The organism is Pseudomonas sp. P4_D7, from assembly GCF_056401755.1.
Genome location: NZ_JBFUIR010000006.1, coordinates 35459 through 55434, shown reverse-complemented (window position 1 = coordinate 55434; position 19976 = coordinate 35459). Strand labels below are relative to the sequence as shown.

Sequence of the window (19976 nt, the reverse complement as noted above, 5' to 3'; positions counted from 1 at the left end):
CCCACATTGGTTTTGCGTCGATGATTCAGGAAATCGCCCGGCGCTGCAGCAGCAAGGTCAGCCCCAGCCCGATCACCGACAACAGCGCCGCGCTGAAGAAAATCCACGAATACCCCAGGTTCAACGCCACCGCGCCCATCAACGGCCCGGCAATCGCCAGCGCCAGATCGAAGAACACTGCATAAGCGCCCAACCCGGATCCTCGGCTGGAACTGGGCACCTGCTTGATCGCCTCGACACCCAGCGCCGGGTACACCAGCGACAAACCAAACCCTGCCAGTCCGGCACCGATCAAGGCGAATGCGGTCGACGGTGCCAGCCACAACAGCACAAGCCCCACGGTTTCGATGCTCATGCAGGCAATGGCTGAGCTGAAACCGCCGAAACGACTGATCGCCGAGATAAACATCAGCCGTGACAGGATGAAGCACACGCCAAACACCGTCAGGCAGTACGCCGCGCCGGTCCAGCCACGGTTGAGGTAATAGAGGGTGATGAACGTCGTCAGCGTGCCGTAGCCGATCGAGGCCAGGGTCAGACTGGCGCCATACGGGGCGATCCGCCCGAACACCGCCCAGAACGGCAGGCGTTCGCCACGGATCACCGGCACCGAAGGCTTATTGCGAATCAGCACCAGCGCACCGGCCGCCAGCACGGCTAGCGCGATGCCGAGGCTGGTGAAGCCGTAATCGGCGACCATCACCACGCCCAGCGGCGCACCAATCGCAATCGCGCCATAGGAAGCGATGCCGTTCCAGCCAATCGATTTTGCCGTGTGTTCGACGCCGACCTGGCCCATGCACCAACTGATCGTACCGACACCGATCAAGCCCTGCGCGATGCCGAGCAGCAAGCGGCCGATGATCAGAATGACCAGGCTTGTCAGCGGCCAAGTCTGCAACAGGGTGGAGACCAGCGTCAGCAAGCCACTGAGGACAATCCCCCACAAGCCATAAATGATCGCCCGTTTGGTGCCGACCGTGTCCGACATGCGCCCGGCCATTGGCCGGCTGAGCAGGGTGGCCAGGTATTGCGAGCCAATCACCAGCCCGGCGATGACCGCGCTGAAACCCAGCTGCTCATGCACATAACCGGGCAACACCGCGATCGGCAGGCCGATGCAGAGGAACGCAATAAAGGTGTAGAACACGATAGAAACGATCTGCAGGGTGATCGCCATGGAGCTTTGCGGTGGCAGTTGCTGCGCAGACATGAGGACTCGTTCGCGGGCGGCGGTGGGAGAGTTCGCATCATGGCTTGGGTGTCAGATAAAAGAAAGCAGGCTAACTACTTTCCTGAGGATTGATTGATCGTTCCCACGCTCTGCGTGGTAACGCCGCCACGGACGCTCCGCGTCCCGCTCGTGTGACGCGGAGCGTCACGGGATGCATTCCCACGCAGAGCGTGGGAACGATCAGAACCCGAAAATCCCTCAACCTGAAATGCAAAAAGCCCCGTCACATGGACAGGGCTTTTCAGGTTGCAGCAGCGTTTTAGAACACCACACCCTGACTACGCAGGTAGTCATCGTAAGTGCCGCTGAAGTCAGTCACGCCATCCGGGCTCAGCTCGATGATGCGTGTGGCCAGGGACGATACGAACTCACGGTCGTGGCTGACGAAGATCAGCGTGCCCGGGTAGTTTTCCAGCGCCAGGTTCAGCGCCTCGATCGATTCCATGTCCAAGTGGTTGGTCGGTTCGTCCATGATCAGCACGTTCGGCTTTTGCAGGATCAGCTTGCCGAACAGCATGCGACCTTGCTCACCACCGGAAATCACTTTGACCGACTTGAGGATTTCGTCGTTGGAGAACAGCATGCGCCCCAAAGTGCCGCGAATCATCTGTTCGCCCTGAGTCCACTGACCCATCCAGTCGAACAGGGTGACGTCGTCTTCGAAGTCGTGCGCGTGATCCTGGGCGTAGTAGCCCAGTTCGGCAGCGTCGGTCCACTTGATGCTGCCGGCGTCCGGGGTCAGTTCGTTGACCAGAGTGCGCAGCAGGGTGGTTTTGCCGATACCGTTCGGGCCGATGATCGCCACGCGCTCGCCGGCTTCAACCTGGAAGCTGAAGTCTTTGAACAGTGGTTTGCCGTCGAAGCCTTTGGCCATTTTTTCGACGATGACCGCCTGGCGGTGCAGCTTTTTGTTCTGATCGAAGCGAATGAACGGGCTCACGCGACTCGAAGGCTTGACCTCGGCCAGCTGGATCTTGTCGATCGCCTTGGCGCGGGAAGTAGCCTGCTTGGCTTTCGAGGCGTTGGCCGAGAAGCGGCTGACGAACGATTGCAGCTCGGAAATCTGCGCTTTCTTCTTGGCGTTGTCCGACAGCAGTTGCTCGCGGGACTGGGTCGCCACGGTCATGTACTCGTCGTAGTTGCCCGGGAACAGACGCAGCTCGCCGTAATCCAGGTCAGCCATGTGCGTGCACACGCTGTTCAGGAAGTGACGGTCGTGGGAGATGATGATCATCAGGCTGTTGCGCTGGGTCAGCACGTTTTCCAGCCAGCGAATGGTGTTGATGTCCAAGTGGTTGGTCGGTTCGTCGAGCAACAGCACTTCCGGATCGGAGAACAGCGCCTGCGCCAGCAATACGCGCAGTTTCCAGCCTGGCGAAACTTCGCTCATCGGGCCGAAGTGTTGCTCGATGCCGATACCCAGGCCCAGCAACAGTTCGCCGGCACGGGATTCGGCAGTGTAGCCGTCCATCTCGGCGAATTCGGTTTCCAGCTCGGCCACGGCCATGCCGTCTTCTTCGCTCATTTCCGGCAGCGAGTAGATGCGGTCGCGCTCGGCCTTGACCTTCCACAGCTCTTCGTGACCCATGATCACGGTGTCGATCACGGTGAATTCTTCGTAGGCGAACTGGTCCTGGCGCAATTTACCCAGACGTACGTTCGGCTCGAGCATGACCTGACCGCCGGACGGGTCGAGGTCGCCGCCGAGGATTTTCATGAAGGTCGACTTGCCGCAACCGTTGGCGCCGATCAGACCGTAGCGGTTGCCCGCGCCGAATTTGACCGAAACGTTTTCGAAGAGCGGCTTGGCGCCGAACTGCATCGTGATGTTAGCTGTAGAGATCAAGAGTTTTTCCTGCGAAGCATTCTGAGTAGCGAGGGTGCGGCTGGAGCGCTTGGCCCGAGTCAAAGTGCGCTGAAGCGGGGAAGTCCCGTCATCAACCAAGGGGGGCGCGTAAAGTTTGGCGGCGATTGTACTGGTCTGGCTCTTTAAACGATAGGGCGATCACGCCACGATCGCCGATTGGCACCTGCGCGGGACAGTTTTTCACAGATGAACGCTCACCTTTGGCGACAAACTGTGGCTAAAATGCCACCTTTCACCGAGCGTCCGGTTACGGCGCGGGCCAAGGACGAGCCATGTGTATTCAGACCACTGCATGAGACGCTGGGCCTCAGGCCGCCAGGCGCGCAGTTTGTTCACTTCTGACGTGTGACGATTTCCGTGAAACTCATCATTGCTGCTATTTATGTCATTTCCATTGCATACGTTCATCTGCGTGGGCGTGTGCGACACAAACTCGGTCGACAACTGAGCGACCATTCGACGTTTCTTGCGCCGATCAACTGCTTCCTTTATCTGTTTTCGAAAAAACCGAACAAGCCGTACCTGGACCCTAGCGAGTTTCCTGACTTGAGCCCGTTGCAGGCGCACTGGGAAGAAATCCGTGAGGAGGGGCAGAACCTGCTGCGTGCCGGCGAGATCAAGCGCTCCAACCAGTACGACGATGTCGGTTTCAACTCGTTCTTCAAAAGCGGCTGGAAGCGGTTTTATCTGAAGTGGTACGGCGAGAGCCATCCGTCGGCCATGAAGCTGTGCCCGCGCACCACCGAATTGGTGCAGAGCATTGGTTCGATCAAGGCCGCGATGTTTGCCGAGTTGCCCCCGGGTTCGAAACTGGTCCGTCACCGCGATCCGTATGCCGGTTCCTATCGCTATCACTTGGGCCTGGACACGCCGAACGATGCCGGCTGCTACATCAACGTCGACGGTGAGAACTACCATTGGCGCGATGGTGAAGCGGTGATGTTCGACGAGACGTTTATTCATTACGCCGAAAACACCACCGACAAGAACCGCATCATCCTGTTCTGCGATATTGAACGGCCGATGAAGTACCGCTGGGCCGCCGCGTTCAACGCCTGGTTCAGCCGTACGGTGATGTCGGCGGCAGGCGCACCGAATGATGCCAGCGACCGTACTGGCGGGATCAACCGCTTGTTTACCCGAATCTACAAGATTCGTCTGCGTGGCAAAGAGCTGAAAAAGCGCAATCGCAAGCGCTACTACATGGAAAAGTGGGCGATCTTCGGTGGTTTGCTCGCGGTATTCATTCTGATCTAAATTCAAGACAAACGCTGCTGACGCCATCGCGAGCAGGCTCACTCCTACATTTGAAATGCGTTCCCTGTAGGAGTGAGCCTGCTCGCGATGACGGTCTCAAGGGCAACCAATCACTATCAGGAAGCCTTCTTGGTCTTCTTCGCCGGCGCAGATTTCGCCGTTTTCTCTGCTTTCGCTTTCGGCTTCGCCACCGCTTTCCCGCCCAGGCTGCGTTTAAGCAGTTCGGTCAGGTCGATAACATCGGCCGTCTTACGCTCTTCTTCGCCGCCCACCGTCTCAACATCCTCGATCTTGCCTTCATGGGCCTTTTTCTCGACCAGGGCCATGATCTTGTCTTCAAATTCATCCTTGTAGTCTTCGGGCTTCCAGTCGGCGCTCATGTCCTGCACCAGCCGTTTGGCCATGTCCAGTTCACCCTTGGCCAACTGCGGCTTGGTCACTTCGCTGCCAAGTTCCAACTCATCGAGACCGCGTACCTCCTGCGGCCAGCGCAGTTTCACCAGTACCAGCGCAGATTCCAGCGGCATTAACGCTGCGAGGTATTGGCGCGTATGCAAGACCACGCGGGCGAGGGCGACCTTGTTGGTTTTGCTCAGGGTTTCACGCAGTAACGCGTAGACCTTGCCACCGCGTTTGTCCGGCGCCAGGTAGTAGGGCGTGTCGATGTTTTGCAGGGGAATCTGATCGGCGTCGACAAACGAGAATATGTCGATGGTCTGCGTTGAAACAGGGTGTGCCGAGCGGATCTCTTCTTCGCTGAGCACCACATATCGGCCTTTTTCGTAGGCCACACCTTTGACAATGTGTTCCTTGGTAACTTCTTTGCCGGTGACCTTGTTTACCCGTTTATAGCCAACGGGATCCATGCTGCGGCTGTCGAGCCAATCGAAATCCACGCCCTGCGACGAGGTCGCCGAGACCAGTGCGACAGGGATGTGCACCAGTCCGAAACTGATTGCGCCTTTCCAGATTGCCCGAGCCATGGTGAGTTCTCCGAGTGATGATCGGATGACCAGCGGCCACGACTGAAAGTTTCCCCGGGATGCGCGGGTTGCCAGCCACTTGGTCAAGCCGTGTTACATGTTGTTTAAGCCTGACGGGTTAACAAATCCGAACCCTCGGCGTAGCGTGGACTCGAAGGCTCTATCCCACGCCCATCGAGAGGCAGCGTCATGAACCGAATTCTGCTTGGCATCGTCGTCCTTGCCCTCAGTGGCGGGCTGGTTCATGCCGACATGCTGTTGGCGCAAAGCCCCACCGGTAACAGCAATAACCCCTATAACAGCCCGATCCGCCGGGCCAATCCGAACAGCATGCAGGGCACTCAGCCCAGCGCTCCCCTCATTCGGGGGCCGAACACCGTACCAACGCCGCGCCAGCCTACGGTCGAGAACCGGGGCATTGGCAACGGCCAGCCGATCCGTTCGGTGCCGAGCACACCCCCCACGTTCATTCCCAACCCACCTTCGCGCGGCGGAGACAGCAATCGTTGAGCGGCAGGACTGAAGTTCTGTCGGCCCTTGAAACGAACAAAAGGAATCGTGCATGTTGCGTAAAACCCTTCTAGCCACACTGTGGGCCGGTGCGCTGATCAGTGCTCCGACCTTTGCCGCCGCGCCCAAAGAGCTGCAAAGCGAACAGGGCAGCCTCGAAGTCACGACCATCACCGCAGACCTTGAGCATCCATGGGCGCTGGCGTTTCTGCCGGATCGCCAAGGCATGCTGGTCACTGAGCGTCCCGGCAATCTGCGCGTGGTGGCGGCCGACGGCACGCTGTCGGCGCCGATCTCCGGTGTGCCGCAGGTCTGGGCCAAGGGGCAGGGCGGGTTACTGGATGTCGCGCTGTCGCCGGACTTCAAACAGGATCGTCTGGTCTATCTGTCCTATGCCGAAGGCGGCGGAGCCGGCGACAAGGCTGGCACCGCCGTAGGGCGCGGGCGGCTTGCGGATGACCTGAAGACGTTGAAGGACTTCAAAGTGATCTTTCGCCAGGAGCCGAAGCTTTCGGTCGGCAATCACTTTGGCTCGCGGCTGGTGTTTGACCGCGACGGTTATCTGTTCATTACCTTGGGCGAGAACAACGACCGGCCGACTGCGCAGGATCTCGACAAGCTGCAAGGCAAGGTCGTGCGCATCTACCCCGACGGCAAGGTGCCGGACGACAACCCCTTTGTCGGCCAGTCCGGCGTTCGCCCGGAAATCTGGGCCTACGGCGTGCGCAATCCGCAGGGCGCGGCGCTCAATCCATGGACTGGCACGGTGTGGGAGAACGAGCACGGCCCGCGCGGTGGCGACGAAGTGAACATCATCGAACGCGGCAAGAACTATGGCTGGCCACTGGCGACCCACGGCATCAATTACTCGATGCAGCCGATTCCGGAAGCCCAGGGCAAAACGGCCGAAGGCACCGTCGCGCCGCATCATGTGTGGGAGAAATCGCCGGGCGTTACCGGTATGGCGTTTTACGATGCCGATCGTTTCAAGCCGTGGCAACACAATGCGTTTATCGGCGCGCTGGTGACTCAGGAACTGATCCGCTTGCAGTTCGATGGCGACAAGGTCGTGCATGAGGAGCGTTTGCTCGGCGAACTCAAGCAGCGGATTCGTGATGTGCGGCAAGGGCCGGATGGTTATTTGTATGTGCTGACGGATGAAGAGAACGGCTCGCTATACAAAGTTGGCCTGAAGCCCGAACTTTAAAGAAGATCCCCCCTGTAGGAGCTGCCGAAGGCTGCGATCTTTTGATMTTGTTTTTTAAGATCAAGATCAACAGATCGCAGCCTTCGGCAGCTCCTACATGTGGAGGCTTACGTTTCGCGGGAATACAACACCACCGCCGCACGCAATTTACCCCGGCCAAACCGGCACATCTTCTCGAACTCGCCATGACTCACCGGCACATGCTGGCAGTCCATGGGTTGGCGATGCTGGCTGTGATCGACATCCGGGTCATGCAGGTAAACGAAATCCTCGTCGCAATCGGTGACGATCACCCAATGCGGCGACTTCGAGCGGGTCAGTCGATAGCTGCTGATCAACACCATCGGCTGCCCTCCGGCATCCAGCAAACGCGGCAGATCCAGCGACGCACCGATCACACACTCGACATCGGTCTCCTGCAATTGCGCCGTGAACTCTTCGTGTACCAGGCGCATGACGTCTTTTTTATGCGCATCCCGCACTCCATCGAGGAATAACGGCCCGCTCATGCTCAGCGCCATACGCACGCGAAACCCCCGACGCCACGCCGCCAACGCCAATCCCTGCGGGCTGCAACCGCCATGCCCGGAGGTCATGAACACCGTCGTCGCTTCCCGCCAGACTTGCAACTCTTCCCGACGCTCCAGCAAACGCTCCGATTGCAATGCGCCCATGGCCATCAACAGGCACGCCGGGCCACAGGTGAAATCGGTGGTTTGCGGGTAGTAAGGCACCTTGATGCTGCGCGAGTCGCGGTGCTGGAGAATGCGTTTCTCCAGGCGTAGCGCATCGGCGTGGTCTTCGTAGTAATCGTGAATCAGTGCAAAGCGCCGGTAGCCATTGCGTTCATACAGGGCAATGGCCGCAGGGTTGTCGATGCGCACCTCCAGGCGCAGATAGGCACAATCATGCTCCAGCGCCATCGCTTCGATGCGTTGCAGCAGTTGCTTGCTCAGACCGGTTCCTCGCGCTTCAACGGCCAGTGCAATGGAATACAGCCGGGCGAGCGAAGTGCCGCGATGAAACAACACCAACGCATAACCCAACAATTGACCGTCGCACTCCGCCACCAGCAACTGCCCGTGAGCACGGGTGATCATCCACTGAAAGCTGCGACTGGTGAGCCGGTCTGTGGTGAAACATTGCATTTCCAGTGCCAGCAGCGCCGGCAAGTCTTCAACTACCGCCAAACGAAAAACAGCCTTCATATGACCACCGTAAAAGTTGCGTAACGAAACGAGACTTTCAAAAAACTTCGTGCTTAATAGAAAAGGTCTTGTTCTCCAACGGATCAATCTCTATGTCAGCGGTACAGGGTCATTGGCGCGAAGTATCCGAGCAAAGTTTGCCGGCGGCAACTTATTTAAGTTCGGCGATTAAGGCATCCAGCCAAGTGTTGATTATTGTCGAGCGCAAGGAAGACTGGGCTTCATACTTCCCCAGTGAAGACATCCTGACGGCGCAGGAATACCTCGAGCACAGCTGTGACAGCGAGCCGGGCAAGCGTGTGCAGGTGATCAATCTGTGCCGCAGCTACAAGTATCTCGGTCATGGCTACTACTGCTCGTTGCTGGCCGAAGCGCGGGGGCACAAGGTGATTCCCTCCGTGCGCACCATCAGCGAACTGACGAAAAAATCACTGTATGGCCTGGCGCTGGATGATCTCGATAAAACGCTCGAGAAAGCCCTCAGTCATCATCTCTACAGTGATACCGAAGGGTTTACCCTGACCCTGTATTTCGGTCGGACACATATCGAGCCATTACAGGATCTGGCGCGACAATTGTTTGAAGTGTTTCCCTGCCCGATATTGTTAGTTGAGTTCCGTCGAACTAATGGTTGGCACATCGAAGGCATAAAGTCCGGCGCTCTGCACAAGTTGCGCGATGATCAGGAAGATCAGTTCGCCAACGCGCTCGACGGGTTCAGCCGTAAAGTCTGGCGGGTGCCGCGCTCGCCGCAAGTGGCACGCTATGACCTAGCGATATTGCACGATCCGCAGGAGGCGTTGCCGCCGTCCAATGCCAAGGCACTGGCGAATTTCGTCCGGGTCGGCAAAGGCATGGGCATCGACGTCGAACTGATTGAACGCAAGGATTACGCACGTCTGGCCGAGTACGACGGTTTGCTGATCCGTGAAACCACCAGCGTCGACAACCACACTTATCGCTTCGCCAAGAAGGCCGAAAGTGAAGGATTGGTGGTGATGGATGACCCGACGTCGATTCTGCGTTGCACCAACAAGGTCTACCTGACGGACTTGCTCAATAGCCATCAACTGGGCATGCCCGCCACCGAAATCCTCTACAAGGAGCGACCCGAAGACTTCGAGCGTGTGGGCGAGCGCCTCGGCTTTCCGCTGGTATTGAAGATCCCCGACGGCTGTTTTTCCCGTGGCGTGATCAAGGTCGAAAGCCAGCAGGCGTTGCTTGAGGCGACCGCCGAACTGTTCGAACACTCGGTGTTGCTGCTGGCGCAGGAGTTTTTCTACACCGAATACGATTGGCGCATAGGTGTGCTCAACCGCAAACCGATCTTCGCCTGCCAGTACTTTATGTCCAAGGGCCACTGGCAAATCTACAATCACAAAGCCAAGGGTCAGGACGTCAACGGCGAATGCCGGACCATGGCGATCCACGAGGCGCCGCGGGCGGTGGTGGAGCTGGCGGTGAAAACCGCAAACCTCATCGGCGACGGCCTCTACGGCGTCGATCTGAAACAGGCCGGTGACAAGGTGGTGGTGATCGAAGTCAACGACAACCCCAACCTCGACGCCGGCATCGAAGACGCCTATTTGCACGACGATCTGTACGYACTGGTGCTGGAGGAGTTCGTGCGCCGCCTGGAGCTGAAGCGTCGCGGTCAGGCGTGGTGAGGCGCCGATGATCAACAGCTTCGCACTGAGCCACGGCGCCCTGCAGCGGGTCGAACGACTGGATGCCGAGGTGATGCTGTTCAGCAACCCCGATGCTGCCGAACGCGACTTGCTGCACAGTCATTTCAAGGTCGATGAGCATGCACTGGCGTCAGCGCTGGACCCGGACGAGGTGTCGCGCATCGAGTTCCATCCCGACCATTTGTTTCTGATATGGAAACGCCCGGAAAACTATTCCGGCGGTGGCAGTCTGGCGTTTGAAGTGTCGTCCTGCGGGCTACTGTTCGCGCCCGGGCAACTGCTGGTGATCGCTACCGACGACACGCCGCTGCACGGCCTCGGTACCCGCCAGCCGTTGAACACGCCGCTGGATGTGTTGCTCGACTTGCTGTTCAACAACATCCATCACTACCTCGGGCACTTGAAGGTGATCAAACTGGTCGCCCGCGAACTGCAGCAGAAATTCAACGCCTCGATGCAGAACCAGCATCTGGTGCAGATGTTCAACCTCAGCGAAAGCCTGATCTATTACATCAACGCGTTGCACAGCAACGGCGCGGTCCTCACGCGCCTGCGCAACCATGCCGAGAAGCAGCATTTCGCCAGTGAAGCGCTTGGTCTGATCGACGACCTGATCATCGAGAACAACCAGTGCTACAAGCAGGCGGAAATCTACTCGACGGTGTTTTCCGGGCTGATCGATGCGCGTGGCAACCTGATGAACAACAGCATGAACAACCTGCTGCGCAAACTGACATTGATCAACGTGGTGTTTCTGCCGTTGAACCTGATTGCGAGTATTGGCGGCATGTCGGAATTCAGCATGATGACGGCGGGGACGCCGTGGTGGATTTCCTATCCGCTGTTTCTGGCGGTGATGTTGCTGGGGGCAGGGGGGATGTTGTTTGGGTTGCGGCGTTTGGCCAGATGATTTGTAGTGACTGATCGGACGTCTTCGCGAGCAGGCTCGCTCCCACAGTGGGAATGCATTTCAACAGGGTGGGAGCGAGCCTGCTCGCGAAGAAGCCGGCGCAGGCAAAGTAAAACTCAGGACAGTCCCGCATTTGGCCGAACCGCCACTGTGATGCCTTGTTATAGTTCGGGCCTCATTTTCTGCCCGGTAAAGGATCACTGCCATGACTCAATACTCCGCCTTCAGTGTCGAACTGGCCGACAACATCGCCCATGTGCAGATCAATCGCCCGGAAAAGATCAACGCGATGAACGCGGCGTTCTGGAGCGAGATCGTCGAGATCTTCCAGTGGATCGACGACACCGACGAAGTGCGCGTGGTGGTCCTCAGTGGCAACGGTAAACACTTTTCCTCCGGCATTGATCTGATGATGCTCGCCGGCGTCGCCAATGAACTGGGCAAGGATGTTGGCCGCAACGCGCGCCTGCTGCGCCGCAAGATCCTCACCCTGCAAGCCTCATTCAACGCCGTCGACAACTGCCGCAAACCGGTGCTTGCCGCTATTCAGGGGTATTGCCTCGGTGGCGCGATTGACCTGATCGCGGCCTGCGACATGCGTTACGCCGCTGAAGACGCCCAATTCTCGATCAAGGAAATCGATATCGGTATGGCCGCCGATGTTGGCACTTTGCAACGGTTGCCACGGATCATCGGTGACGGCATGCTGCGTGAACTGGCTTACACCGGTCGCACGTTCGGCGCTGACGAGGCGCGCAGCATTGGCCTGGTCAACCGCGTCTACAGCGACAAGGACGCGCTGCTCGAAGGCGTGCTGGACATCGCTCGCGAGATCGCTGCGAAGTCGCCGATCGCGGTTACCGGCACCAAGGAAATGATCAGCTACATGCGCGACCATCGTATCGACGACGGTCTCGAATACGTTGCCACCTGGAACGCCGCCATGTTGCAATCCACCGACTTGCGCGTGGCCATGGCCGCCCATATGAGCAAACAGAAACCCGAATTTCTGGACTGAGAAACCATGACATCTCGCTGGACCACTGCAGTACTGGACACCGATCAACCCGGCGGCTGGGCCGTGGCGCGCAGCCCGGAAGGCTTTCTGTTCGATGACAACGGCGCGCTGTTCCCCCGGGAATGGCTCAAGCGTCAGGACTTGTCAGTTCTCGCCGAGCACGGCATTGGCCATCTCGATGGTGAGCCGGTGTACTTGTTGGAGTTGCGCAGTGCCAGTGAGGTGCCGGGTTGTAACTGGAAAGGGCTGCGGGCGTTCATGCTCGATGGCGAGCACACGATCTACAAAGTCCTCGGTTACGCCGCACAGATTGGTACGTGGGCGCGCGAGCATCGTTTCTGCGGTAATTGCGGCCAGGCGATGACGCAGGTACCGCGTGAGCGGGCGATGTATTGCCAGCCGTGCGATCTGCGCAGTTACCCGCGGATTTCACCGAGCATGATCGTACTGATCACCCGTGGCGACGAGATTCTGTTGGCGCGCTCACCGCGATTCGTCACCGGGGTCTACAGCACGCTGGCCGGATTCGCTGAACCTGGCGAGTCGGCCGAGGATTGCCTGATTCGTGAAGTGCGCGAAGAAGTGCAGATCGAGGTGCAGAACATTCAGTACATGGGCAGTCAGTGCTGGCCGTTCCCGCATTCGATGATGCTCGGCTTCCATGCCGAGTACGCCGGTGGCGAGATTGTCTGTCAGGAAGACGAGATCGAAGACGCCCAGTGGTTCAACGTGCACGACCTGCCGCCGTTGCCGGCGTCAAAGTCGATTGCCCGTTACCTGATCGACGTCTACGTGGCGCGACGCTTAGGCCACGCTGAACCAGTGCTGCCAGGCTAAACGCACGGTCAAACCCAGCACCACGGTGATGAACACCGGGCGAATGAACTTGGCGCCGCCGCTGATCGCGGTGCGCGCGCCAAAGAACGCGCCGACCATCACCGACAGGCCCATGCTCAGGCCGATGATCCAGTCCACCTGCCCGGAAAACACGAACACCGACAGCGCCGCAATGTTGCTGACAAAGTTCATGCTGCGTGCCACGCCGCTGGCCTTGACCAGATCGATCGGGTAGAGCAGCAGGCTGCTCACTGTCCAGAACGCGCCCGTGCCGGGGCCGGCCACGCCGTCATAGAAACCGAGGCTGAAGCCTTGGCTCGATTGCCATTTCTTTTTGATCGGTGCGTCGCTGTCCAGCGGCGCTTTTGGCGTGCCGCCGAACAACAGATACAGGCCGCAGGCAAACACGATCACCGGGAGCATCTTGTTCAGCCATTCCGCCGGCAGGTAATGCGCGACGATGGCGCCGGCCAGGGCGCCGACCAGTGTGCCGACGATGGCGTGGGTCCACTGACGCGGGTGGAACAGCTTGCGTTTGTAGAAGGTGAAACTGGCAGTGGCCGAGCCGAACGTTGAGCTGAGTTTGTTGGTGCCGAGCACCAGATGCGGCGGCAGGCCAGCGGTCAGCAGGGCGGGCGTGGTCAGCAGGCCGCCACCGCCGGCGATGGCATCGATGAAACCGGCAATGAAAGCGACAAAGGCCAGAATGGCGAGGGTGGTGAGGTCAACGCTGAGTTCGAAAGGCATGGAATCGGCTTATTCGGCAGGGCGCAGATTTGGCTGCGGGGAGGGCGGTCATGTTACCTGTATCCAACTGTTGCGGCGACCCGTCTGACGCCTTCGCGAGCAAGCTCGCTCCCACAGTTTTTGCGGTGTCCACAAAATCAATATTCACTACAAACCACTGTGGGAGCGAGCTTGCTCGCGAAGGCGGCTTCCCAGCCACTGCATAACCTACTGTTGCACACTCAACACCCAGCCAACAAAATCCCCTATAAAAAACATCTGAATAACCGGGAAGCCCAACAAAACCGGGTATTCCAGCCCTGGCACGCTTGCTGCTCTACCACTCCCATCTCCGCAAATGTCCCGAGGACACGCCAATGAGTCAGCAAGCCGTAAAATTTGCCTACTGGGTGCCGAACGTCAGCGGTGGGCTGGTGGTCAGCAAGATCGAACAGCGCACCGATTGGGGCATCGACTACAACCGCAAACTGGCGCAGCTCGCCGAGGCCGCCGGGTTCGAATACGCGTTGACGCAGATCCGTTTCACCGCCGGGTATGGTGCGGAGTTCCAGCATGAATCCGTGGCGTTCAGCCACGCATTGCTCGCGGCCACCAGCAAACTCAAAGTGATCGCCGCGATCCTGCCCGGCCCGTGGCAACCGGCGTTGGCAGCCAAGCAACTGGCGACGATCGACCAACTCACCAACGGCCGCATCGCGGTGAACATCGTCAGCGGCTGGTTCAAAGGCGAATTCCAGGCCATCGGCGAGCATTGGCTGGAGCACGACGAGCGTTATCGCCGTTCCGAAGAATTCATTCGCTCACTGCGCGGCGTGTGGAGTCAGGACAACTTCACCTTTCGCGGCGATTTCTACCGCTTCGATAATTACAGCCTGAAACCGAAACCATTGGGTCGTCCGGAAATTTTCCAGGGCGGCAGTTCCCGTGCCGCGCGGGACATGGCCGCACGGGTTTCGGACTGGTATTTCACCAACGGCAACAGCGTTGAGGGGATCAAGGCGCAGGTCGACGATATTCGTGCCAAGGCAGCGGCGAACAATCATTCGGTGAAGATCGGTGTGAATGCCTTTGTCATCGCCCGTGAAACCGAAGAAGAGGCGCGGGCGGTACTTGCGCAGATCATCGATCAGGCCGATCCGGAAGCGGTAAACGCTTTTGGCGATGCGGCGAAACAGGCAGGCCGTGCATCGCCGGAGGGTGAGGGCAACTGGGCGAAATCGACGTTTGAGGATCTGGTGCAGTACAACGATGGCTTCAAGACCAATCTGATTGGTACGCCGTTGCAGATTGCCGAGCGGATTGTCGCGCTGAAAGCGGTGGGTGTGGATCTGGTGCTGGCGGGGTTTCTGCACTTTCAGGAAGAGGTCGAATATTTCGGGCGACGGGTGTTGCCGCTGGTGCGCGAACTGGAGGCAGAAAAGACTGCCGCTGTTGCCTGAACCCTATGCAAAACCTGTGGGAGCGAGCTTGCTCGCGAAGGCGTCCTTTCAGTAAATACTGTGATTACTGATAAACCGCATTCGCGAGCAAGCTCGCTCCCACATTGGATCTTTGTGAATCTACAGACCGAGGTCAGACAGGCTCGGATGATCATCCGGGCGGCGGCCCAGCGGCCAGTGGAACTTGCGTTCGCTTTCCTTGATCGGCATGTCGTTGATGCACGCGTAACGCTGGAACATCAGGCCTTGCTCGTCGAACTCCCAGTTTTCGTTGCCGTAGGAGCGGAACCAGTTGCCCGAATCATCGTGCCATTCATAGGCGTAACGCACGGCGATGCGGGTGTCGGAGTAGGCCCACAGTTCCTTGATCAAACGGTAATCCAGTTCCTTCGCCCATTTACGGGTCAGGAAGGCCTTGGCTTCTTCGCGATTGTTGGCGAATTCGGCGCGGTTGCGCCATTTGGTGTCGAGGGTGTAAGCCAGCGATACCCGTTCCGGGTCGCGGGAGTTCCAGCCATCCTCGGCCAGGCGAACTTTCTCGATGGCCGATTCACGGTTGAAGGGCGGCAATGGCGGACGTACCTGGGCTGCAGTAGACATATCAGTCTCCCGATCTAATTAATAATTGAACAACAAGTCCGGCTTATTAAGGCGTTACAGGTCCAATAACTTTCGCGCCATGCATTGCGCATTATCGGCGGCACTGTGATCACCCATCACAAGCGCTACGGTAATGGCACCGTCAATCAGGATCAGCAGCTGTTTGGCCAGCAGTTGCGGATCCTCGGCGCCATGTTCGGTACACAGCTCGCACACGTAGTCGAGCAGCTTCTGTTTGTGTTCTTTCGCCACCAGCCGCACCGGGTCCTGCGGGTCGCCGGTCTCGCCGCTGGTGTTGATGAACGCGCAGCCGCGAAAGCCTTCGGAGGCGAACCAGCTCTTGAGCACGGTAAACAGGTTAAGCAGGCGATCGGCCGGGGTTTCGGCCTGATCGACAGCGCTTCTGTACCAATGCATCCAGCGCACGTCGCGACGTTGCAGGGCGGCGACGGTCAGCGCGTCCTTGTCGGCAAAGTAACGGTAGATGCTTTTTCTGGAGACGCCGGCGGTTTTCACCAGAAGATCCATGCTGGTGGCAGCGATGCCACTTTTGTAGATCAACTTTTCGGTGACATCCAGAATGATGTCGCGTGTGTCATTGCTAGTGATTTCGTTCATGTGGCGAACAGTAGAACGATTGTTCTCCTTGGTCAAGCGGGTATTTTTGTCGACTGTGAAATCGTCTTCGCGAGCAGGCGCGCTCCCACAGTGGAATGCGTTTCAAAGGTGGGAGCGAGCCTGCTCGCGAAGAGGCCATTACAGACACTAACAAGACCCGAAGGATGCGATGGTGTAAGCTCTCGGGTTCTTCGGATTCGACCCATTGCGAGCCCTATGCCGTTGCTTTTCAAACGTTCCTTGCTGCCCAAATTGCGCAGCTTTCCGCTGACCGCCGAGGCCGTGACCATTCTGTCCGGCGCCGCCGAGTTTCGTCGTTGCCTGCTGGAGAAAATCGCCACGGCGACCCAGCGCATCTACATCGTTGCGCTGTATCTGCAGCAAGACGAAGCCGGTCAGGAAATCCTCGATGCCTTGCACGCCGCCAAGCTCAAGCGCCCCGAGCTGGAGATCGCCGTGGTCGTCGATTGGTTGCGCGCCCAGCGCGGGCTGATCGGCGCCGGCAAGCAGCCGGGCAATTCGGCGTGGTATCAGGAAATGACCCGCACGCACCAGAGCGAAGTGCCGGTTTACGGCGTGCCGGTGCAGACCCGCGAGTTGTTCGGTGTGCTGCATTTGAAAGGCTTCGTGATCGACGACTGCGTGGTCTACAGCGGCGCGAGCCTGAACAACGTTTACCTGCACAAATTCGACAAGTACCGCTTCGACCGTTATCACGTGCTGCACAGCGCTGAACTGGCCGACTCGATGCATCACCTGGTCAAACATGGCCTGATCGAATCGAAAGCCGTGCATCGCCTCGATCTGCCGAACCTGCCGACCACACGCAGCCTGCGCAACGACATCGGCGATCTGCGCAGCCGTCTCAAATACGCGACGTACGACACCGCCAATGGCAGCACCGCCAGAGACGGCCTGTCGGTCAGCCCGCTGCTCGGCGTCGGCAAGAACAACCCGTTGAACCGGGCGATTCTCGAACTCATCGCCAGCGCGCAAAAACAGCTGACCATCTGCACGCCGTACTTCAACCTGCCGCTGGGTGTGATTCGTGAGATCAACCGAGCGCTGGCCCGTGGCGTGAAGATCGATATCGTGGTCGGCGACAAGACCGCCAACGACTTTTATATCCCGCCGAGCGAGCCGTTCAAGGTGATCGCGGCATTGCCGTATCTGTACGAAATCAGCCTGCGCCGCTTTGCCAAGCGCCATCAGCGCAACATCGACAGCGGTCAGTTGAACCTGCACTTGTGGCGTGACGGCGACAACACCTATCACCTCAAGGGCATGTGGATTGATCAGCGTTATACGTTGCTGACCGGTAACAACCTCAATCCACGAGCGTTTCGCCTGGATCTGGAAAACGCCTTGTTGATCGATGATCCGAAGGGCGAATGGCTGGAGCCACGGGCGAAGGAACTGGAAGAGATTTTCCGCCATACCACGCGGATTGACAGTTTTCAGAGCCTGGAGACGCTGCCCGAATACCCGGCCGCGGTGGCCAAATTTCTCAAGCGGGTGAGTCGGGTGCGGATTGAGCGGTTGCTCTACCGGATTTTGTAAGGCTTTAAATTTGTAGCGGTCATACAACCGCTATCGCGAGCAGGCTCACGCCTACATTTGGAATGCGTTCCCCTTGTAGGAGTGAGCCTGCTCGCGATAGGGCCTTAACAGACGCTAAAAAACTTAGTTCAGCCCCAACTTGCCACGCAACGTGGACAGATCTTCCGCCAGTGTATTCACCGGCCCGACCAGCGCTTTACGGTCGTTATCCTTCACCTTGTCATACGTCTCGAAACCACCGTCCTGGGTCTTGTACTTGGCCAGAATCTTGTCGACCGTGGCAAAGTTCTTGTCCACCTTCGCAGCAAAAGCCTTGTCCTGCTGCTCGATCTGCGGACGGAACAGATCAACGATTTTCTTCGCGCCGTCGATGTTGCCCTGGAAGTCATACAGGTCGGTGTGGCTGTAGCGATCTTCTTCGCCGGAGATCTTGGTCGCGGCGACTTCTTCCAGCAGCGCGGCGGCACCGCCGACGACTTTTTCCGGCGGGAAAGTCAGGCCGGCGACGCGGGTCTGCAGATCTTTTACGTCGCTGTTGAGCTTGTCCGCCAACTCGTTAAGGCCCTGGGTGCTTTTTTCCGAGAACAGCGAGTACTCGATGCGGTGGAAGCCGGTGAAGTCATCAGCCTTTACGCCTTTCTCGTGGTCGTCGACACGGGAGTCGATGGACGCATCGAGGTCACTGAACAGCTCGGCAATCGGCTCGATCGACTCGTAGTAAACGCGGGTCGGTGCGTAGAGCTTTTGCGCGGTGGCCAAATCGCCTTTCTTCACGGCATCGGTGAATTGTTGGGTGTGGCTGCCCAGCTCATCCAATTGCTCGGTAACGTAAATCTTGTAGTCCGAAACCGGCCCCACCAGATCCAGCGGTGCAGTGGCGGCGAATGCCGACAGCGGGGTGGTGAGCAAACCAAGGGTCAGCAATAACGCGAGTGGCGTCTTTTTCATCGGGGGCGGCTCCAGTGTCGAGATTGTTTTATGCGGCTGTTTTCGGTTGTGTGGCGTTGAGCAGCGAGCGACCGATAAAGTCCTTGTCGCCCGTGACACCCGGCAGGGTAAAGAAATAGCCGCCGCCGACCGGTTTGAGGTATTCCTCCAGCGGCTCGCCGTTGAGGCGGGTCTGCACGGTGATAAAGCCTTTTTCCAGGTCGGCCTGGTAGCAAATGAACAGCAGGCCCATGTCGAGTTGACCGTTCTTGTTCACGCCGTTGGAATAGTTGAACGGCCGGCGCAGGATCAGGTTGGCCTGGCTCGCGGCGGTGCGCGGGTTGGCCAGGCGAATGTGCGCGTCGAGCTTGGTCAGCTTGCCGGCCGGGTCTTTGCTGTAGTCCGGGACTTCAGTCTCATGCTGCGCACCCATCGGCGCGCCGGTGGTTTTGACCCGGCCGATGATGCTTTCCTGTTCCTGCAATGGCGTACGGTCCCAGCGTTCGACAAAGTTGCGGATGATCCGCACCGCTTGATAGCTGCCGTGAGCGGCCCAGGCCGGTTCGTCACTGCCCGGTTGCACCCAGACCAGGCGATCCATGGCTTTAGCGTCGTTGGAATCGGGGTTGGCCGAGCCATCGCGGAACCCCAGGAAGTTACGCGCCGATTGCGCCGGCACGCCTGGTTTTGCAGGGGCTTGCGGCGGTACGCTGCCTTCCTGCTTCCAGCGCACCAGCAGCAGATCGGGGAGGTTTTTGACGATATCGCGCAGGGCGTGAATGTTGGTGTCGGCAGTGTTCGAGCAGAACTGCAGGCTCAGGTCGCCGTGGCAGCAATCGGCGTCCAGCGCATCGTTGGGAAACCCGACCATGCGCATCAGGCGTTTGGGCTTGGCGTCGGCCAGACCGAAGCGCTCGTCGAACAGCGACTCGCCGACAGAAACGGTGATGGTCAGGTTGTCCGGGGTTACATTCGGGCCAAGGATGCCGGAGTCCGGCGGCGGCAGTTTCGGATCGATCTGCGCCACCGCGCCGCCCTTCATCAGGAACGCGATGCGCTCGTTGAGGGTGCGGAACAGCCGCTCCAGATCGTCACGATCACTGGCCAACACGTCGAACGAGACGAGCATGCCCGACGCCGGGCGCGGGGTGACGATGCCGGTCTGGTGGATGCCGTGGAAATCGTGACGGTCTTCGGTCTTGTCACTGCTCGGTGCTTCGGTGACTTGTGCCGGCGCGGCGGCCATGGCCGGACAGCTCAGGGCCGAGCCGGCGAGGGCGACACCGGCGGCGCCCATGCCCATCAGGACACGGCGACGTTGCAGGTTGAGTGGTTCGCTATCTTTCATCGTCAAATCGTCTTCTGC

18 protein-coding genes are annotated in these 19976 nt (G+C 58.8%); 9 read left to right on the top strand and 9 right to left on the bottom strand.

Annotation, left to right across the window (positions count from 1 at the left end; all coding sequences use genetic code 11):
- Positions 1 to 25: 25 nt before the first annotated feature.
- Together AC1DVF_RS06545 and AC1DVF_RS06540 are read right to left on the bottom strand one after the other, a co-directional pair.
- A complete protein-coding gene (locus AC1DVF_RS06545) occupies positions 26 to 1213 on the bottom strand; it encodes an MFS transporter (protein ID WP_477782248.1) in 1188 nt (395 codons plus the stop codon).
- A gap of 280 nt (positions 1214 to 1493) precedes the next feature.
- Positions 1494 to 3080, bottom strand: a complete 1587-nt coding sequence (locus AC1DVF_RS06540) for an ABC-F family ATPase (RefSeq protein WP_007914779.1) — start codon at positions 3078 to 3080, stop codon at positions 1494 to 1496.
- A 378-nt stretch (positions 3081 to 3458) separates the two neighbouring features.
- Here AC1DVF_RS06540 and lpxO point away from each other — a divergent pair, with 378 nt between their 5' ends.
- Complete coding sequence (gene lpxO / locus AC1DVF_RS06535; RefSeq protein WP_099759425.1) at positions 3459 to 4358, top strand: lipid A hydroxylase LpxO; 900 nt, start codon at positions 3459 to 3461, stop codon at positions 4356 to 4358.
- A gap of 116 nt (positions 4359 to 4474) precedes the next feature.
- Here lpxO and ku read toward each other — a convergent pair whose 3' ends face one another.
- Entirely contained in the window at positions 4475 to 5341 is an 867-nt protein-coding gene (gene ku / locus AC1DVF_RS06530) for a non-homologous end joining protein Ku (protein WP_095048876.1), read from the bottom strand.
- Between the two features lie 189 nt (positions 5342 to 5530).
- On the opposite strand from ku, the gene AC1DVF_RS06525 reads away from it, so the two are divergent.
- Positions 5531 to 5851, top strand: coding sequence for a hypothetical protein (locus AC1DVF_RS06525; RefSeq protein ID WP_093432775.1), 321 nt, complete (start codon positions 5531 to 5533; stop codon positions 5849 to 5851).
- Positions 5852 to 5903: 52 nt separating this feature from the next.
- Positions 5904 to 7058: a PQQ-dependent sugar dehydrogenase gene (locus AC1DVF_RS06520; protein WP_477782247.1), complete on the top strand. Its 1155-nt coding sequence runs from the start codon at positions 5904 to 5906 to the stop codon at positions 7056 to 7058.
- Between the two features lie 107 nt (positions 7059 to 7165).
- Here the strand turns inward: AC1DVF_RS06520 and AC1DVF_RS06515 are convergent, their stop codons facing one another.
- Positions 7166 to 8266: a peptidase C39 family protein gene (locus AC1DVF_RS06515; RefSeq protein WP_477782246.1), complete on the bottom strand. Its 1101-nt coding sequence runs from the start codon at positions 8264 to 8266 to the stop codon at positions 7166 to 7168.
- 92 nt (positions 8267 to 8358) lie between these two features.
- Here AC1DVF_RS06515 and AC1DVF_RS06510 point away from each other — a divergent pair, with 92 nt between their 5' ends.
- The 4 genes from AC1DVF_RS06510 (at position 8359) to nudC (ending at position 12719) form a co-directional block, all read left to right on the top strand.
- Positions 8359 to 9933 (top strand): RimK family protein, encoded by a 1575-nt coding sequence (locus AC1DVF_RS06510; protein WP_477782245.1) that lies wholly within the window; start codon positions 8359 to 8361, stop codon positions 9931 to 9933.
- Between the two features lie 7 nt (positions 9934 to 9940).
- Positions 9941 to 10864, top strand: coding sequence for a magnesium transporter CorA family protein (locus AC1DVF_RS06505; protein WP_460128660.1), 924 nt, complete (start codon positions 9941 to 9943; stop codon positions 10862 to 10864).
- A 205-nt stretch (positions 10865 to 11069) separates the two neighbouring features.
- Positions 11070 to 11882: a crotonase/enoyl-CoA hydratase family protein gene (locus tag AC1DVF_RS06500; protein ID WP_186623282.1), complete on the top strand. Its 813-nt coding sequence runs from the start codon at positions 11070 to 11072 to the stop codon at positions 11880 to 11882.
- 6 nt (positions 11883 to 11888) lie between these two features.
- A complete protein-coding gene (gene nudC, locus AC1DVF_RS06495) occupies positions 11889 to 12719 on the top strand; it encodes an NAD(+) diphosphatase (RefSeq protein ID WP_093432758.1) in 831 nt (276 codons plus the stop codon).
- Here the strand turns inward: nudC and AC1DVF_RS06490 are convergent.
- Positions 12687 to 13466, bottom strand: a complete 780-nt coding sequence (locus tag AC1DVF_RS06490) for a TSUP family transporter (RefSeq protein WP_093432755.1) — start codon at positions 13464 to 13466, stop codon at positions 12687 to 12689. The genes nudC and AC1DVF_RS06490 overlap by 33 nt on opposite strands.
- Before the next feature lie 356 nt (positions 13467 to 13822).
- Here AC1DVF_RS06490 and sfnG point away from each other — a divergent pair, with 356 nt between their 5' ends.
- A complete protein-coding gene (sfnG, locus tag AC1DVF_RS06485; RefSeq protein WP_093432753.1) occupies positions 13823 to 14905 on the top strand; it encodes a dimethylsulfone monooxygenase SfnG in 1083 nt (360 codons plus the stop codon).
- A gap of 120 nt (positions 14906 to 15025) precedes the next feature.
- On the opposite strand, the gene AC1DVF_RS06480 is transcribed toward sfnG, so the two are convergent.
- The gene (locus tag AC1DVF_RS06480) at positions 15026 to 15505 is read right to left on the bottom strand and encodes a nuclear transport factor 2 family protein (RefSeq protein ID WP_038361256.1); all 480 of its coding nucleotides are present in this window, start codon (positions 15503 to 15505) and stop codon (positions 15026 to 15028) included.
- Between the two features lie 54 nt (positions 15506 to 15559).
- The gene (locus AC1DVF_RS06475; RefSeq protein WP_007914737.1) at positions 15560 to 16123 is read right to left on the bottom strand and encodes a TetR/AcrR family transcriptional regulator; all 564 of its coding nucleotides are present in this window, start codon (positions 16121 to 16123) and stop codon (positions 15560 to 15562) included.
- Positions 16124 to 16339: 216 nt separating this feature from the next.
- Here AC1DVF_RS06475 and pssA point away from each other — a divergent pair, with 216 nt between their 5' ends.
- Positions 16340 to 17683, top strand: a complete 1344-nt coding sequence (gene pssA, locus AC1DVF_RS06470) for a CDP-diacylglycerol--serine O-phosphatidyltransferase (protein WP_257355079.1) — start codon at positions 16340 to 16342, stop codon at positions 17681 to 17683.
- Positions 17684 to 17806: 123 nt separating this feature from the next.
- On the opposite strand, the gene efeO is transcribed toward pssA, so the two are convergent.
- Entirely contained in the window at positions 17807 to 18631 is an 825-nt protein-coding gene (efeO, locus tag AC1DVF_RS06465; protein ID WP_477782244.1) for an iron uptake system protein EfeO, read from the bottom strand.
- A 28-nt stretch (positions 18632 to 18659) separates the two neighbouring features.
- Positions 18660 to 19958, bottom strand: coding sequence for an iron uptake transporter deferrochelatase/peroxidase subunit (efeB, locus tag AC1DVF_RS06460; RefSeq protein WP_477782243.1), 1299 nt, complete (start codon positions 19956 to 19958; stop codon positions 18660 to 18662).
- Between the last annotated feature and the right edge of the window lie 18 nt (positions 19959 to 19976).

Excerpts from the sequence above, each read along its gene's own strand:
- AC1DVF_RS06545 (WP_477782248.1), bottom strand. The coding sequence starts at position 1,213 with ATGTCTGCGCAGCAACTGCCACCGCAAAGCTCCATGGCGATCACCCTG.
- ku (WP_095048876.1), bottom strand. The coding sequence starts at position 5,341 with ATGGCTCGGGCAATCTGGAAAGGCGCAATCAGTTTCGGACTGGTGCAC.
- AC1DVF_RS06525 (WP_093432775.1), top strand. The coding sequence starts at position 5,531 with ATGAACCGAATTCTGCTTGGCATCGTCGTCCTTGCCCTCAGTGGCGGG.
- AC1DVF_RS06520 (WP_477782247.1), top strand. The coding sequence starts at position 5,904 with ATGTTGCGTAAAACCCTTCTAGCCACACTGTGGGCCGGTGCGCTGATC.
- AC1DVF_RS06515 (WP_477782246.1), bottom strand. The coding sequence starts at position 8,266 with ATGAAGGCTGTTTTTCGTTTGGCGGTAGTTGAAGACTTGCCGGCGCTG.
- AC1DVF_RS06505 (WP_460128660.1), top strand. The coding sequence starts at position 9,941 with ATGATCAACAGCTTCGCACTGAGCCACGGCGCCCTGCAGCGGGTCGAA.
- AC1DVF_RS06500 (WP_186623282.1), top strand. The coding sequence starts at position 11,070 with ATGACTCAATACTCCGCCTTCAGTGTCGAACTGGCCGACAACATCGCC.
- nudC (WP_093432758.1), top strand. The coding sequence starts at position 11,889 with ATGACATCTCGCTGGACCACTGCAGTACTGGACACCGATCAACCCGGC.
- AC1DVF_RS06490 (WP_093432755.1), bottom strand. The coding sequence starts at position 13,466 with ATGCCTTTCGAACTCAGCGTTGACCTCACCACCCTCGCCATTCTGGCC.
- sfnG (WP_093432753.1), top strand. The coding sequence starts at position 13,823 with ATGAGTCAGCAAGCCGTAAAATTTGCCTACTGGGTGCCGAACGTCAGC.
- AC1DVF_RS06480 (WP_038361256.1), bottom strand. The coding sequence starts at position 15,505 with ATGTCTACTGCAGCCCAGGTACGTCCGCCATTGCCGCCCTTCAACCGT.
- AC1DVF_RS06475 (WP_007914737.1), bottom strand. The coding sequence starts at position 16,123 with ATGAACGAAATCACTAGCAATGACACACGCGACATCATTCTGGATGTC.
- pssA (WP_257355079.1), top strand. The coding sequence starts at position 16,340 with ATGCCGTTGCTTTTCAAACGTTCCTTGCTGCCCAAATTGCGCAGCTTT.
- efeO (WP_477782244.1), bottom strand. The coding sequence starts at position 18,631 with ATGAAAAAGACGCCACTCGCGTTATTGCTGACCCTTGGTTTGCTCACC.
- efeB (WP_477782243.1), bottom strand. The coding sequence starts at position 19,958 with ATGAAAGATAGCGAACCACTCAACCTGCAACGTCGCCGTGTCCTGATG.